The organism is Phytomonospora sp. NPDC050363 (assembly GCF_040655735.1).
Classification (GTDB): Bacteria; Actinomycetota; Actinomycetes; order Mycobacteriales; family Micromonosporaceae; genus Phytomonospora.
In genome coordinates this window covers 52548-65772 of sequence record NZ_JBFAKK010000002.1, presented here as the reverse complement: position 1 = coordinate 65772, position 13225 = coordinate 52548, and the positions used below count along the sequence as shown (strand labels likewise).

Sequence of the window (13225 nt, the reverse complement as noted above, 5' to 3'; positions counted from 1 at the left end):
CCGGCGCGAAGCACCGGGGCCGTCGGACGTCGAGGGCTACAGCCCGCGCGCGACCGCCAGTTCGGCGATCTGCGCGGAGTTCAGCGCCGCGCCTTTACGGAGGTTGTCGCCGACGATGAACATGTCCAGCGAGTACGGATCGTCGAGGGCACGGCGGATCCGGCCCACATAGGTCGGGTCGGTGCCGGCGGTGTCGGCCGGCATCGGGTAGACGTCGTTGGCGGGATCGTCGAGGACGGTCACACCCGGCGCCCCGGTCAGGAGCTTGCGGGCGGTGTCGGCGTCGACTTCGGAGGCGAAGGTCGCGTGAACGGCCAGGGAGTGGCCGACCAGGACCGGGACGCGCACGCAGGTCGACGATACGGCGAGGTCGGGAATGCCGAGGATCTTGCGGCTCTCGTTGCGGACCTTGAGTTCCTCGCTGGTCCAGCCGTCCTCTTTCCACGAACCGGCCTTCGGCACGACGTTCATGGCCAGCGGCGCACCGAAGACCTCAGAACCCTTCTCGCCCAAGGCATCCCGCACACCACCGGGCGTCTGCCCGAGGGTGCGCCTGCCGGCGACGGCCTCGTACTGGTCGTAGAGCTCGTCGATGCCCTGCTGCCCGGCGCCCGACGCGGCCTGGTAGCTCGCCGCGTACAGCTTGACCAGCCCGAACTCCCGGTGCAGGACACCGAGGGCGGGCATCATGGCCAACGTCGTGCAGTTGGCGTTGGCGATGATCCCCTTGGGACGGTCGGTGACCGAGTCGGGGTTGACCTCCGGCACCACCAGGGGAACCTGCGGGTCCATCCGGAACGCGCCCGACTTGTCGATGACGACGACACCGCGGGCGGCGGCGATCGGCGCCCACTCGGCCGAGACCTCGTCGGGGACGTCGAACAGCGCCACGTCGACGCCGTCGAAGGCCTCCGGCGACAGCGCAACGACGGTCTCCTCGCGCCCGAAGACCGACAGTCGCCGGCCCGCCGAGCGCGGCGACGCGATCAGCCGCGCCCCGCCCCACACGTCGCCGACGCCCGCCTCGGCGCGCTCGGTGAGGATCTTGAGCATCTGCGTGCCGACGGCCCCGGTGGCGCCGACGACGGCGATGATCGGTTTGCGGCTCATGCTGCTCACCGGCCCGTTCCGGCGTAGACGACGGCCTCTTCTTCGCCGCCGAGGTCGAAGGCGTTGTGCACGGCCGCGACGGCCGCGTCGAGGTCGGTGTCGCGGGTGACCACGGAGACGCGGATCTCGGAGGTGGAGATCAGCTCGATGTTGACCCCCGCCTGCCCGATCGCGGCGAAGAAGGAGGCCGCGACGCCCGGGTGCGAGCGCATGCCCGCGCCGACCAGGGAGACCTTGCCGATGTGGTCGTCGTAGAGGAGGCCGTCGAAGCCGGTCTTGGCCTGGATGCGCTGGAGCGCGGCCATGGCGGTCGGGCCGTCGTCCTTGGGGAGGGTGAAGGAGATGTCGGTCTTGCCGGTGCCCTTCGTCGACACGTTCTGCACGATCATGTCGATGTTGATCTCGGCGTCGGCGACCGTGTTGAAGATGGCCGCGGCCGCGCCCGGCTCGTCGGGCACCGCGAGGACGGTGATCTTGGCCTCGCTGCGGTCGTGGGCCACGCCCGTGATCAGGGCCTGCTCCATGTCGGTGTCCTCCATAGATCCGGAGACGATCGTTCCGGGCTTGTTCGAGTACGACGAGCGCACGTGGATCGGCAGCCGCTCGCGGCGGGCGTACTCCACGCTGCGCAGATTCAGGACCTTCGCGCCGCAGGCGGCCAGTTCGAGCATCTCCTCGTAGGTGACCTTCTCGAGGCGCCGGGCGTCGGGGACGATCCGGGGGTCGGCGGTGAAGACGCCGTCGACGTCGGTGTAGATCTCGCACACGTCGGCGTGCAGGGCGGCGGCCAGCGCGACGGCGGTGGTGTCCGACCCGCCCCGGCCGAGCGTGGTGATGTCCTTGGTGTCCTGCGCGACGCCCTGGAAGCCGGCCACGATCGCGACGGCGCCCTCGTCGACGGCGCTGCGGATGCGGCCGGGCGTGACGTCGATGATGCGGGCCTTGCCGTGCACCGAGGTGGTGATCACGCCGGCCTGCGAGCCGGTGTACGACCGCGCCTCGTAGCCGAGGTTGTTGATGGCCATCGCCAGGAGGGCCATGGAGATGCGCTCACCGGCGGTGAGGAGCATGTCCAGCTCACGCGGCTGGGGAAGGGGTGAGACCTGGGCTGCCAGGTCGAGGAGCTCGTCGGTGCTGTCGCCCATCGCGGAGACCACGGCCACAACGTCGTCGCCGGCCTTGCGGGAGGCGACGATCCGTTCGGCGACGCGCTTGATGCGCTCGGCGTTCTGCACCGAAGAGCCGCCGTATTTCTGAACTACGAGAGCCACGTGTGGGTTCCTCTGGTCGACGGCGGGGCCACCTCGCTGTGGCGTCGGCGTGGCCAGCCTACCGAATGTGCGGCGAGCCGCCACATGAGTAACGAGAGGTCGCGAGCACAATGTGGCGATGGGGCGTAAGGGTCGAAGGGCCGGGGCGGGCCTTCTGGTGTTGTCGTTGCTGCTGTCGGGATGCGGGTCGGGGGCGCCGGTTCCGGAGCCCGCGACGTCGTCGTCGGAGCCTGCGTGGTCGAGGCCGCGCGCGGCGCTGACCTCGGTCGTCGCGCTGTCGAAGGACCGCCGCTACACCGCCACCTACCTGTGGAAGCACGGGTCGGCGGAGCGGACGGTGACGGTCTTGATGGCCGAGGACGGGACGTGGCGGGTGGACGTGCCCGGCGGCGCGCTGGGCGGCCGGGCCGACGTGTCGATCCTGTGGACGGCGCAGGGCTTCTTCCAGTGCGTCCTGGCGGGCGGGCCGCAGCAGTGCGTGCGGATGGCCGCCGCGACCGGGGCGGTTCCCCGCGGCTCCGACCCCCAGGTCCAGCATCTGTTCACGGATTGGCTCGACGTCCTCCTCGACCGCAACGCGCCCCTGTCGATCGCGGCGGGCAAGCAGCCCAAGGGCGCCTCGGGAGAGTGCTTCTCGGTGGAGTCGAACTCGGTGGTCCTGTCGGCGCCGATCGCGACGGGCACGTACTGCTTCGCCCCCGACGGCGTGCCGACGGCCGTGAAGGTGTGGTTCGGGACGGTGACGCTGGTCGGTGAGCCGCTGCCGGCCGCGCCGACGGCGACGCTCCCGGCGGACGTGTCGGAGGGCGCCCCGCTGGGCACGAAGGCCCCGCCGCCACCGCCGAAGCCCTCGGAGTCGGGGTCACCGAAGCCACGAGACTGACCGTTTCGCCGCAAACAGGCATCAAACCGGGCACCGGGGGTGCGCCGACGGCCCGTCGCCGGGGGGTGAACTGAGTTACTGTGACGCCGTGCTGACACACGCGGACATGTCCGACCTGTACGGCGACGTCGTCACGCTGGACGCCGAACGGGTCGCCCCCCTTGGCCTCCGCGACGTCGACGCCCGCGTCCTGATCGACGTCGGCCTGCCGCGCTTCGCCGCGCCCTCGTTCACCGTGGAGGTCGAGGGCGGCCCGGACTTCCTCACCTTCTTCGACGTGGAGACCAAGTTCGGCCCCCAGCGCGAGGTCGTCTTCGGCGGGCCTCCCGGGCGGCTGGGGATGCGGTACTCGGTCAACGCCGGGCAGGGTTTCGTCATGCTCGCGCAGCTGCGCGGCAAGGCCCACGGCGAGATCGTCAACAACGACCTGGCCGGCTTCGTGACCTTCCTGCACGCCGTCGACAGCCACCGCATCCGCGCGGCCGCCGAGCCCGAGGTCGCCGCGGCGTCCTTCGCCGAGCTGTCGGCGAGACTGCACGAACTCGACCCCCATTCCTTCGAGGACCCCGAGCAGTGGTGGGCGACGATCCTGGCCCGCGTCGAGCTGGAGTGAGGCCAAACCCACAGGCCGGGCTCCGGGCCCGCACGGCCCCACTGCGGCAGGATTGAAGGCGAATGCGCCAGTATCTTCCCCGCTAGGAGCCCTCATGTCCGACCGGCACGCCGAGACCTCGGTGCCGCTGCACGACCTGCTCGCGACCCGCTACTCCACCCGCGCCTTCGACTCGGAGTACACCGTCGCCGACGAGGAGATCACCGCCCTGCTGGAGGCCGCGCGCTGGGCGCCGTCGGCCGGGAACTCCCAGCCGGCCCGCTTCATCGTCGGGCGCCGCGACGACGAGAACTTCACCCGCATCCTCGCCGCCCTCAACCCGGGCAACCAGGGCTGGGCGCGCCACGCCTCGCTGCTGGTCGTGGCCGTGCGCGTGACCGCCGACGAGAAGGGCCCGATGCCCGGCTCGGGCGCCTACGACGTCGGTCAGGCGATGGCCCACCTGACCTTCCAGGCCGCCGCCGACCGGCTCACCGTCCGCCAGATGGCCGGCTTCGACCGCGACGCGCTGGCCGCCTCCTTCGGCCTGCCCGAGACGCTGGAGCCGCTGACGGTCGCCGCCGTCGGGCGCGCCGACGACCCCAAGAAGCTCCCCGACGACCTGCGCGGCCCCGACGACGCCCCGCGCGTGCGCCTGCCGCTGTCGGAACTGGTGCTGGGATGACCCCCAAGCTGATCATCTTCGACAACGACGGCGTCCTCGTCGACTCCGAGCGCCTCTCGAACGTGGTGTTCGCCGCCATGCTCACCGAGGCCGGGCTGCCCACCACCTTCGAGCAGTCGGTCGACCTCTACATGGGCAAGCGCACCACCGACTGCGTCGCCCTCATCGAGTCGAACCTCGGCAGCGCGCTGCCGGCGGCGTTCATCGCCGACTACGAGCAGCGCTGCGGGGACGTGCTGCGGCGCGAACTCGTCGCCGTCGAGGGCGTCGCCGAACTGCTGGAGACCCTCCAGCGCGACGGCACCGCCTACTGCATCGCCTCCTCGGGCACGCCCGCCGAGATCGACCTGCGCCTGACCGTCACCGGCCTCGCCGAGCACTTCGAGACCGACTGGATCCACAGCGGCGTGATGGTCGCACACGGCAAGCCCGCGCCCGACCTGTTCCTCTACGCCGCCGAGCGGCACGGTGTGGCCCCGTCGGACTGCGTGGTCATCGAGGACTCCATCGCCGGCGTCACCGGCGCCAAGGCCGCCGGCATGTTCGTCGTCGGGCACGCGGCGCTGCTGCCCCCGGAAAGGCTCGCCGAGGCGGGCGCCGACATCGTGGTCGGCTCCATGCGCGAAGTGAAAGGGCTGCTCCCGGAGCTGTAAGCGTCCCAGAATTCGGGAGGCCGTCCCGGGAATGTGGCCCGGCCCGCGCTCACGCGCGTAGGGTTGGCGATCTCATGTGGCATGGACTCCTTCTTGGTCGCCGCGGCGGGGCTCGCTAGAGCTGGCACCCCGTCGCGGAGGTTCCGCGCGCCGGCTGCGCCCGTCCACCAAGACCGCAGACCACATTTCGAGGAGTCCCCAGCGTGTCCGCCACATCACAAAAGCCCAGCCCCATGCCGGTACAGCGCTACACCGCCTACGGCAAGCCCTTCGCGGTAGACCTGCCCGACCGCCGCTGGCCCACCCGCGCCATCGAGGCCGCCCCCCAGTGGTGCGCGGTCGACCTGCGCGACGGCAACCAGGCACTGATCGACCCGATGTCGCCCGAGCGCAAGCGCCGGATGTTCCAGCTGCTGGTCGGCATGGGCTACAAGGAGATCGAGGTCGGCTTCCCCTCGGCGAGCCAGACCGACTTCGACTTCGTGCGTCAGCTCATCGAGGAGAACCTGATCCCCGAGGACGTCACCATCCAGGTCCTCACCCAGTGCCGCGACCACCTGATCTCGCGCACCTTCGAGTCCCTGGTCGGCGCCAAGCGCGCGATCGTGCACTTCTACAACTCGACGTCGGCGCTCCAGCGCCGCGTCGTGTTCGGCCTGGACCGCGAGGGCATCACCGACATCGCCACGCAGGGCGCGCGGACGTGCCTGAAGTACGCCGAGCACTACACGCCCGACACCGAGATCCGCTACCAGTACTCACCCGAGTCGTACACCGGCACCGAGCTCGACTACGCGCTGGAGGTCTGCTCGGCCGTCATCGACGTCATCGACCCGACCCCCGACCGGCCGCTGATCATCAACCTGCCCGCGACGGTGGAGATGGCCACGCCGAACGTGTACGCCGACTCCATCGAGTGGATGGACCGCAACCTGCCGCGCCGCGAGTCGGTCGTGCTGTCGCTGCACCCCCACAACGACCGGGGCACCGGCGTCGCGGCCGCCGAGCTGGGCGTCATGGCCGGCGCCGACCGCGTCGAGGGCTGCCTGTTCGGCAACGGCGAGCGCACCGGCAATGTGGACCTGGTGACGCTGGGGCTGAACCTGTTCAGCCAGGGCGTCGACCCGATGATCGACTTCTCGCGCATCGACGAGGTGAAGCGCGCCGTCGAATACTGCAACCAGCTGCCGGTGCACGAGCGCCACCCCTACGCCGGCGACCTGGTGTACACGGCGTTCTCCGGGTCGCACCAGGACGCGATCAACAAGGGCTTCGACCGGCTCGCCGCCGACGCGGCCGCCGCGGGCGTGTCCGTCGACGAGTTCACGTGGGGCGTGCCGTACCTGCCGATCGACCCGAAGGACGTGGGCCGCAGCTACGAGGCGGTCATCCGGGTCAACTCGCAGTCCGGGAAGGGCGGCGTCGCCTACATCCTCAAGACCGAGTACCAGCTGGAACTGCCGCGCCGCATGCAGATCGAGTTCTCGCACGTCGTGCAGGCCCACACCGACGCCGAGGGCGGCGAGGTGTCGCCGGAGCGCATGTGGGAGATCTTCGCCGGGGAGTACCTGGAGCGCCCGGCGCGCCGGGTCGTCATCGGCGAGCACAGCTCCACCACGGGCGCCGACGGCGCCGTCGTGGTGTCGGCGACCATCGACGTCGACGAGGTCGAGCATAAGGTCACCGGGACCGGCAACGGCCCGCTCTCGGCCTTCGTGGACGCGTTGTCCACTGTGGGCATCGAAGTGCAGGTCCTCGACTACGCCGAGCACGCGATGTCGTCCGGTGGGGACGCCAAGGCCGCGGCCTATGTGGAGTGCGCCGTCGACGGAGACCCGCTGTGGGGCGCCGGAGTGGACGCCAACATCGTCACGGCCTCCATGCGGGCCGTCGCGAGCGCGGTGAACCGCGCGTACGCCGGATAACGACGACGAGAAGCCGGAGTCCCTTGTGGACTCCGGCTTCTTCGTGTCCGTCAGCGGGCCACGGCCTTGTGCCGGACCACCGCGACCAGTCCGATCCACATGACGAGCTCGCCGACGCCTTCGACGAAGCGCAGGCTGTCGGGCAGGGCGGTGCGGCCCAGGACCATCATCGTGATGCCGACGCCGACCAGGATCGGGGTGAGCACCGGGGCCTTGCCGCGCACGGTGACGACGATGCTGAGGATCAGCAGGCCGATGAACAGCAGCGACGGGCCGATCTGGAAGAAGGTCAGGTCGATCCAGGGCTTGTCGAGGAAGGGGTCGTAGTTGTCGCTCATCTCGGCGTCGGTGGCGCTGGTGAAGCCGACGTAGAGGTCGATGCCCATCTGCACGAGCATCGCGGCGGCGCCGGCGAGCGCCAGGATGAGGCCGGTGATGCTCCCGGCGCGGCTGCCGACGTGGCGGGCGTCGGCGAGGCGGTGCAGGCCGACGGAGGCGACGGCGAAGAGCAGGAAGCTCACGACCCAGATGAGGTGGGCGCTGTGCCAGCCCCAGCCGGGGCCGGTGTGCCCGTCGACGCGCATGAAGACCCAGCCGACGATCCACAGGGCGGGGGCGGCGACCAGGGCGATCGCTGCGGGCGAGGTGAGCAGCCGGGGGGCGGCGGGGACTGCGGGGGCGGTGGCGGTCGTCATGGGCGAAACGCTACGACCGGGCGAAGGGGGCCGGTATCGGTGAAGACCCGGAGGGTTACCCCGGTTTCGGTGTCAGGGTAGGGAAAAGCCCCCTGACATCAGCTGTCGAAATGGACAACGAGCCGGACGTCGCCGGGCCGTGCAGGTCGGCGAGGGCGGCCAGGATCCGCCAGAGGTGGCGCATGAAGCCGGGCAGGACGCACAGCCCTCGCCGGGCAAGGGGACGCCCCCCGTTTCGGCGGGGGCGTCCCCTTCTAGGGCGTGACCGCTGGGCGGCAGCGGGGCTGCGGCATCCGCGGCGACCGACGGCCAGGCTCTAGTAGCACCAGACCTGGCCCGTCATCGGGTCGACGCTGCACAGCTGGCCGCCGCCACCGTCGTCCGGGGGCGGCTCGTAGGGCTCGTAAGGCTCGTACGGGTCGGGCTCGTAGGGGTCGTACTCCTCGGTCGGCTCGGGGTCGGGCACGTAACAGATGTCCGCCGGGCATTCGTCCGTCGGCTCCGGCGCCGGACGCTTCGCGTCGTCGCCGCCGCTCGAACCGCCCCCGTTCGAGCCGCCTCCGTCGGAGCCGCCGCCACCGTCGGAGCCCGAGTCGCCCTTGTCGTCATCGTCGTCGGGGGCCTTGGGCTTGTCCGGCTTCTCGGCCGGCGGGGTGGTCGTCGGCTCGGCACCGGTCGGGCCGGCCGCCGGGTCCAGCGAGGGCGGTGCCATCTCCTCGATCGGCTGCGCCTCGGGGATCGTCGGCCCGTCGCCGTTCCAGGTACCGGCGAGCGCGATGGTGATCCCGACTCCGGCAACGAGCACCAGCGAGCGCACGCTCCACGCGATGCCACTGGTCGTGCCGGTGTCGGGGGAGAGCCTCGGCGCGGCCCGGCGGCGGGCGGTCGGCGTGCGGTCGAACAGCCGCACGAGGATCGGCGTCCGCCTGGCGCGCGGAGGCCGGGCCCGGCGAGCCGTCTTCTTCGCGCGTTCCGGCTTCGGTGCCGTTCGCTTCGGTCGTGGCGAGGCCTTCACCGCGGGCTTCGGGTCGGGCTTCTCGGGCGGGGTCTTCTCGGCCGGCGTCTTCTTGACCGCGGGCTTCTTGGCCGGCGTCTTCTTCTTCGCCGGAGGCACGGCTCGCGCCGGTGCGGCGGGCCGGATCGGCCGTGCTCGCCGGTGGGTGTCGGCGAGTGAGGCGAAAGGTGCCGTGAGATCCGGTTGCGGCTCGTGGTCGGCGGGTGGGGTCTGCGCCATACGCCCGTCCTTTCGACAGTCTTGGGCGATAGCGTACGGACAGCACCGAGCGCGTGGGGGGCGGCGGAACAAAAGGGATGAACCGGACCGAGGCTAAATGATCACCGGGAGTTCAAGTAGGCGCAGGAACCGGCGAGGATCGCCAGTATCGGCGAAATGATCATCGTGGCAAGCAGTACTCGCGTCCGATTAAAGCTCCGGTTTAAGGAATCGCGCGTCCGCCGCCACCATCCGCGCACTCTGCGCGGTCGCACCGACGGCGGATCACGCCACGGCAACTCCAGCGCCGAGTGCACGCCGAGCGAGTCGTGCGGGTCCTGCGGGGCCCCGTCGCGCTTGATCAACGGCGTGCGGAGCCTGCGAAGCAGGGTCCGGCAGACCCTGGTGAATCCCCTGTGGACGGTGAACTTCTGGACAGAATCCGGCATGCCACGTCCTTCCCCCGGCGGTGACGCAGATCTGCCTTGATTCTAGATCCAGGGTGTGACAGTGGGGCCGGAATGGGACTGTCGGACAGCCGATTCAGACGATCGCCGGGTCGACCATGAACTCTTGGTTGGCCGCATTCTTCTTACACTCGGATTGCACGAGTGAAACGCCCGACTTGGTGCTGCTCTTCGGGACGGTCAAACACAGTTCGCTGTGTTCGGGACGAATCTGGAATCCACCCGCCACGGGGCTTTTCACCGCTTTGAGAATAAAGCGCTGGTGATAGAGGCCGGGATTGCATTCCTGCTGTCCGACCAGGCGCCCCTCCTCGCCGATCCCGTAGTCGACGGTCATGCACAGCCCGGCCGCCCCGGCCAGCTGCACGAGGTAGTTTCCGCCGCCGGTCTCGGTCAGCTGGATCGTGGGCATCGTCTCGGGCTGGACGGGGGCCTTCTCGCCGAGCAGGCAGGTCCGCTGGACAAGGAGCACGCGGCCGTCGACGTCGGCTCCGGCCAGGCACTTGAGGGAGTGCGCGGGCCGCAGGACGTAGGCGCCGTCGGCGAGGGGGACCTCCGGTCCGGCGGCGGGGGACGCGGCAGCGGGATCGTTTCCGGAGTCGGGCAAAGCGAAATCGCGACCGCCGGGCTCGCCGCTGTCGTAGTCGCGGTACATGTCGACGGTGTTGTCGCGGAATTCGCCGCGAATCACGCTCAGGCCGGTGAAAACCGTACCGAACGCCAGCAGCGCCACCACACCCGCGATCAGCGCGTCTTTGGACCGCATGCCACACCTCCAGCGGGACCTAGGGCGTGGTCCCGTGCGGGTCAGCATAGAGGCAAACGTGGCGCGCGCAACACCCCCGAAACAGATTTCAGATGCTCAGCGCGCGGGCCTCCTCCGTTCGGGTTGATCTTCGCCGCCCCGATCACGGTGGTATAACGGCTGGACAACGGTCCCGTTGCCGACGAAGCGGACGATCTCGCCGGCGAGCGCTTCCGGCCGGTCGAGGGGAATCAGTGTCCGGCAGTCGTCGAGTTCGACGAGCCGGGCGTCGGCGAACAGCTCCGTCAGGAGCCGGCCGTGCTCGCGGGGCATGAGCCGGTCCTCGGCCGCCCACACCACCAGGACGGGGTCGGCGTACCCCCGCATGGCCTCCGACCAGGCGAGCAGCGTTTCGCGCGGGGGCACCGACAGCAGGTACTTGCGCAGGTCGCGGCGCACGAGCGGGGACTGCCGCGAGGGCGCGAACCAGGCGTCCATCATCGCGGCGGGCACGGACCGCTTGCTCATGGCGCCCCAGCCGTTGGGCGCACGACGGTAGGCACGCGACCCGGAGAGCCGCGACAGCAGCCACAGGCCGCCGGGGACGCGGGCGGCGGCGCGCAGGGTGCGGCCGGGGGTGCCGGGCGGGTAGTTGTCGAAGGCCTCGCAGGAGGTGAGCACGACCCGGCCGAGGCGTTCGGTCCGGCGCTCGGAGAGAAGGACCTGGGCGCCGCCCCAGTCGTTGAGGACGAGCGTGGCACCGGTGAGGTCCAGGGCCTCCAGGAACTCCTCGACGAGCAGCGCCACGCCCCGGATGGACAGGTCGGCGTCAGCCGGCATGGGGAGGCGGTGCGCGCCGAGGGGGAGGGTCGGGGTGATGCATCGGTAGCCGTCGCGGAGCCGGCCGACGACGTCGTCCCAGACCGATCCGTCCATGAGCGGGCCGTGCAGGAAGACGATCGGCGGCGCGTTCGCGGGGCCTTCGGCGCGATAGTGCATCGGGCCGGACGGCAGGTCCGCCAGCAGGAGCGGCGCGGACGGGGCCGGTTCGGGGGTCACGGCGACTCCTCTTGATAGATCGCTCTAGCGTGACCCTACACTTGCGGCATGGCCGCATCGAAGTCGCCGACGAGGCGCCGCATCCTCGACACCGGGGCACGCCTCTTCCGCCGCAACGGATACACCGGCACCGGGCTCAAGCAGATCACCGGCGAGGCCGGGGCGCCCTTCGGCTCGCTGTACCACTTCTTTCCCGGCGGTAAAAGGGAACTGGCCGCCGAGATCATCCGCACCGAGGGCGCCGGGTACGCCCGGACCTTCGACGTCGTGCGCGCCGAGGACGCCGTCGCCGGACTGCGCGCCTGGTTCGCCGGCGCCGCGGAGGTCCTGGAGGCCGGCGACTACGCCGACGCCTGCCCGATCGCCGCGATCGCGCTGGAGGTCGCCAGCACCGACGACGACCTGCGGCAGGCCACCGCCGAGGTGTTCACCGACTGGATCGAGCAGGCCGCGGCCCGCTTCACCGAGGCCGGGATCGCCCCGGCGAGGGCGCGAACCCTTGCCGTGTCGGCGATCGCGAGCCTGGAGGGCGCCTTCGTGCTCGCCCGCGCTCTGCGCAGCCCCGAGCCGGTGCTGAGCGCGGGCGAGATCGTCGTCGCGGCGGTCGAGCGGGAACTGGCCTCCTAGCGCCAGAAGCGGATCGTGCCGTCGTTTCCGCCGGTGATCAGGACCTCGCGGCCGTCGACGAGCGCCTTCTCCATCACGCTCACCTCGTGGCCGCTGACGTGCCCCGCCTCGCCGAGATCCGGGACGTTCCACAGCCGCAGGCCGCCCCCGTCGGCGGCCGTGACCGCCAGGACGCGGCCGTCGACGGTGAGCACCTCGACGTCCTCCAGCTCGCCTTCGGCGGCCTTGACCTGCGCGTAGTCCTCCTCCGTGCCGCCCGCGTCGAAGTTCCACACGCACACGCGCCCGTACTCGGTGGCGCCCACGACGAACGACCGGCCGCCGGCGTCGCAGGCCGTCACGCCCCAGATCCGCTCGTCGTTGTCATCGACGTAGCAGGAGGCGATCTTGGCGCCCGTGACGGCGTCCCACGCCACCGCTCCGACCCCGCCCGCCAGAACCAGGTCGTGCCCGCACGCACGCGCGGTGGCGAGGCAGAACAGCGAGGAGACCTCGCCGAGCACCCGATCCGGTGCGGGCGACCAGAAGCGCGCACGCTCGGCGTACTGCTCGGCGGTCACGAAAGCGCCGCCGACGGCCACGATGTCGGTGAGGTAGGCGCCGGTGACCGGCACCCGTGCGACGATCTCGCCGGTCTCGAAGTCCCACACCGCCGGCTCCTGCTCGTCGCCGCCGCCCGCAAGAAGCAGGCGGCCGCCGACATCGGCCAGGGCGATGTGATCGAACTCGTTGCCTGCGTCGGGATAGGGCTCCATCACCGGATCGGCGGCGTGTGCGAAGGGCACCGGCTTGGCCGCCCACTCGCCCGTCGCCGGCGACCAAATCCACAGCCCGCCGTAGCGGTCGGCGCAGACGACGAGCGGGGAACCGCCGTGGTCGGCGAAGGAGACGTCGGTGATGGTGGTGCCGTTGGGGATCGGTGTGCTGGAAAGGATCTGGCGGATCATCTCTGCCTTCGGTGGGGTCGGTGGTCCTAGAACATGTCGGGCGTCGGGATCGCCCTGGTGAAGTCCCCGGCCCGCAGCGCCGCCGTCGGGATGGACCAGTGCATGACCCCGCCCTCCCCGCCGATCTCCCACTCGTGGTCCTCCCCGAGCTGGAGCAGGTGGTGGAGGTCCCGGGAGTCGATCTTGGGATCCATGGCGAGGGAACCGCCGGAGGGGAAGTCCGGCCGGCCGAAGGCGACGCCCAGCTTCGGCGAGGACACCCGGATCGTCTCGATCATCTCGACGCCCCTCTCACCGGCCAGGCGAGTCTCACGAACTCGGCGGCCAGTCCGACGCCGAGGCGGTCGGCGCAG

The 13225-nt window shown here is 70.8% G+C and carries 14 protein-coding genes; 6 read left to right on the top strand and 8 right to left on the bottom strand.

Annotated elements, in window-relative coordinates:
* Window positions 1-36 precede the first annotated feature (36 nt).
* Window positions 37-1110 (bottom strand): aspartate-semialdehyde dehydrogenase, encoded by a 1074-nt coding sequence (locus AB0I28_RS04745; RefSeq protein WP_357489469.1) that lies wholly within the window; start codon window positions 1108-1110, stop codon window positions 37-39.
* Window positions 1111-1115: 5 nt separating this feature from the next.
* Window positions 1116-2381: an aspartate kinase gene (locus AB0I28_RS04740; protein WP_357489467.1), complete on the bottom strand. Its 1266-nt coding sequence runs from the start codon at window positions 2379-2381 to the stop codon at window positions 1116-1118.
* 118 nt (window positions 2382-2499) lie between these two features.
* Here AB0I28_RS04740 and AB0I28_RS04735 point away from each other — a divergent pair, with 118 nt between their 5' ends.
* The 5 genes from AB0I28_RS04735 (at window position 2500) to leuA (ending at window position 7119) form a co-directional block, all read left to right on the top strand.
* Window positions 2500-3264 carry a hypothetical protein gene (locus AB0I28_RS04735; protein WP_357489466.1) on the top strand — a complete coding sequence of 255 codons (765 nt, stop codon included), beginning with the start codon at window positions 2500-2502 and terminating at the stop codon, window positions 3262-3264.
* 88 nt (window positions 3265-3352) lie between these two features.
* Window positions 3353-3877: an SUKH-4 family immunity protein gene (locus tag AB0I28_RS04730; protein ID WP_357489464.1), complete on the top strand. Its 525-nt coding sequence runs from the start codon at window positions 3353-3355 to the stop codon at window positions 3875-3877.
* A gap of 94 nt (window positions 3878-3971) precedes the next feature.
* A complete protein-coding gene (locus AB0I28_RS04725; RefSeq protein WP_357489462.1) occupies window positions 3972-4541 on the top strand; it encodes a nitroreductase family protein in 570 nt (189 codons plus the stop codon).
* Window positions 4538-5194: an HAD family phosphatase gene (locus tag AB0I28_RS04720; RefSeq protein WP_357489460.1), complete on the top strand. Its 657-nt coding sequence runs from the start codon at window positions 4538-4540 to the stop codon at window positions 5192-5194. The genes AB0I28_RS04725 and AB0I28_RS04720 overlap by 4 nt, the downstream gene beginning before the upstream one ends.
* Window positions 5195-5427: 233 nt before the next feature.
* Window positions 5428-7119, top strand: coding sequence for a 2-isopropylmalate synthase (leuA, locus tag AB0I28_RS04715; protein ID WP_357490820.1), 1692 nt, complete (start codon window positions 5428-5430; stop codon window positions 7117-7119).
* 50 nt (window positions 7120-7169) lie between these two features.
* Here the strand turns inward: leuA and AB0I28_RS04710 are convergent, their stop codons facing one another.
* From AB0I28_RS04710 to AB0I28_RS04695, 4 genes are all read right to left on the bottom strand, one after another.
* Window positions 7170-7814, bottom strand: coding sequence for a hypothetical protein (locus AB0I28_RS04710; protein ID WP_357489458.1), 645 nt, complete (start codon window positions 7812-7814; stop codon window positions 7170-7172).
* Between the two features lie 316 nt (window positions 7815-8130).
* Window positions 8131-9048 carry a hypothetical protein gene (locus AB0I28_RS04705; protein ID WP_357489456.1) on the bottom strand — a complete coding sequence of 306 codons (918 nt, stop codon included), beginning with the start codon at window positions 9046-9048 and terminating at the stop codon, window positions 8131-8133.
* A 522-nt stretch (window positions 9049-9570) separates the two neighbouring features.
* On the bottom strand, window positions 9571-10260 hold the full coding sequence (locus tag AB0I28_RS04700) for an RICIN domain-containing protein (protein ID WP_357489454.1): 690 nt from the start codon (window positions 10258-10260) through the stop codon (window positions 9571-9573).
* Between the two features lie 96 nt (window positions 10261-10356).
* On the bottom strand, window positions 10357-11298 hold the full coding sequence (locus AB0I28_RS04695; protein WP_357489452.1) for an alpha/beta hydrolase: 942 nt from the start codon (window positions 11296-11298) through the stop codon (window positions 10357-10359).
* A 48-nt stretch (window positions 11299-11346) separates the two neighbouring features.
* Between AB0I28_RS04695 and AB0I28_RS04690 the strand changes: the two genes are divergently transcribed.
* Window positions 11347-11925 carry a TetR/AcrR family transcriptional regulator gene (locus AB0I28_RS04690; RefSeq protein ID WP_357489450.1) on the top strand — a complete coding sequence of 193 codons (579 nt, stop codon included), beginning with the start codon at window positions 11347-11349 and terminating at the stop codon, window positions 11923-11925.
* On the opposite strand, the gene AB0I28_RS04685 is transcribed toward AB0I28_RS04690, so the two are convergent.
* Entirely contained in the window at window positions 11922-12872 is a 951-nt protein-coding gene (locus AB0I28_RS04685) for a WD40 repeat domain-containing protein (protein ID WP_357489448.1), read from the bottom strand. The genes AB0I28_RS04690 and AB0I28_RS04685 overlap by 4 nt on opposite strands.
* Window positions 12873-12898: 26 nt before the next feature.
* On the bottom strand, window positions 12899-13150 hold the full coding sequence (locus AB0I28_RS04680) for a hypothetical protein (RefSeq protein ID WP_357489446.1): 252 nt from the start codon (window positions 13148-13150) through the stop codon (window positions 12899-12901).
* Window positions 13151-13225: the final 75 nt, after the last annotated feature.

Excerpts from the sequence above, each read along its gene's own strand:
- AB0I28_RS04745 (WP_357489469.1), bottom strand. The coding sequence starts at position 1,110 with ATGAGCCGCAAACCGATCATCGCCGTCGTCGGCGCCACCGGGGCCGTC.
- AB0I28_RS04735 (WP_357489466.1), top strand. The coding sequence starts at position 2,500 with ATGGGGCGTAAGGGTCGAAGGGCCGGGGCGGGCCTTCTGGTGTTGTCG.
- AB0I28_RS04725 (WP_357489462.1), top strand. The coding sequence starts at position 3,972 with ATGTCCGACCGGCACGCCGAGACCTCGGTGCCGCTGCACGACCTGCTC.
- AB0I28_RS04720 (WP_357489460.1), top strand. The coding sequence starts at position 4,538 with ATGACCCCCAAGCTGATCATCTTCGACAACGACGGCGTCCTCGTCGAC.
- leuA (WP_357490820.1), top strand. The coding sequence starts at position 5,428 with ATGCCGGTACAGCGCTACACCGCCTACGGCAAGCCCTTCGCGGTAGAC.
- AB0I28_RS04710 (WP_357489458.1), bottom strand. The coding sequence starts at position 7,814 with ATGACGACCGCCACCGCCCCCGCAGTCCCCGCCGCCCCCCGGCTGCTC.
- AB0I28_RS04705 (WP_357489456.1), bottom strand. The coding sequence starts at position 9,048 with ATGGCGCAGACCCCACCCGCCGACCACGAGCCGCAACCGGATCTCACG.
- AB0I28_RS04700 (WP_357489454.1), bottom strand. The coding sequence starts at position 10,260 with ATGCGGTCCAAAGACGCGCTGATCGCGGGTGTGGTGGCGCTGCTGGCG.
- AB0I28_RS04690 (WP_357489450.1), top strand. The coding sequence starts at position 11,347 with ATGGCCGCATCGAAGTCGCCGACGAGGCGCCGCATCCTCGACACCGGG.
- AB0I28_RS04685 (WP_357489448.1), bottom strand. The coding sequence starts at position 12,872 with ATGATCCGCCAGATCCTTTCCAGCACACCGATCCCCAACGGCACCACC.
- AB0I28_RS04680 (WP_357489446.1), bottom strand. The coding sequence starts at position 13,150 with ATGATCGAGACGATCCGGGTGTCCTCGCCGAAGCTGGGCGTCGCCTTC.